The 961-nt window shown below is 56.8% G+C and carries 1 protein-coding gene; it reads left to right on the forward strand.

The window, feature by feature from the left end; genetic code table 11:
- The coding region (locus ACY1JZ_RS25975; RefSeq protein ID WP_462631671.1) for a carboxypeptidase-like regulatory domain-containing protein at positions 1–961 on the forward strand (961 nt) is incomplete at both ends.

Raw genomic sequence — 961 nt, forward strand, 5'->3', positions numbered from 1 at the left:
CAGCAACAAGGTGATGGGCAATGGCGGGGATAAGACGCGAGCGTTCGAATACACCGTCAGCTTTGAGGACACCGGCAAGGATGGAAGCTACACGTATGTGAAGTCGGATGGCAGTACAGGAACGATCCAATCCGGCGACAGCTTCCAGCTCAAGGACGGGGAGACGCTGGACATCCTGAATCTGCCCGAGCATCTGAGCTACAAGGTGACCCAGAAGGATTACACCGCCGATGGCTATGTAACCTCTCCGCAGGAGCTTGTGGGCATAGGCGTGATGAAGGGCGAGGACGAGCTTGCTCCGTTCACGAACACACGAGTTATCCATGGCGGCTTGCTCATCAGCAATACGGTGAAGGGCAAGGAAGACGACAAGCAGAAGCTGTTTGAGTACACGGTAGTCTTCACCGGCGAGGGATCGGAGGCCTCCTACGGCTATGAGAAGTCGGACGGCAGCAAGGGCACGCTGAAGAGCGGCGACCACTTCGAGCTGACCGATGGACAGACGCTCGTCGTGCAAGGACTGCCAACGTATCTGGCGTACACGGTGACTCAGGAGGCGTACACAGCGGATGGCTATGTGACCGATCCTGCAAGTCTTGTTCGCACAGGCACCATACCAGAGAAACAGGTGGCTGAGGCACACTATGTGACCGTTCGCCCTTATCTGGAAGGCGTGCTGCGCGACAACAATACGGGAGAAGTCATCCCGAATGCGCCGCTCACCGTAACCGATCTGAAGACGGGCAAGTCGACGGAGACGGTAACGAACGAGAAGGGCGAGTATTCGGTTCCAGCCGCAGCCGATACAGATTACACCATCACGTATACGAAGAAGTACCAGGTAGGTGGAACGGAGGTTCCTGTCGCGTTCACCCAGAAAGCGAATGTAGCTGGCGGTGTGACGGAGGAGACGGTTCCGGCAGATATTACAGCCGTAGGGATCGTTATGCTCAAGCAGCCG

This window comes from Paenibacillus sp. J5, assembly GCF_054955055.1.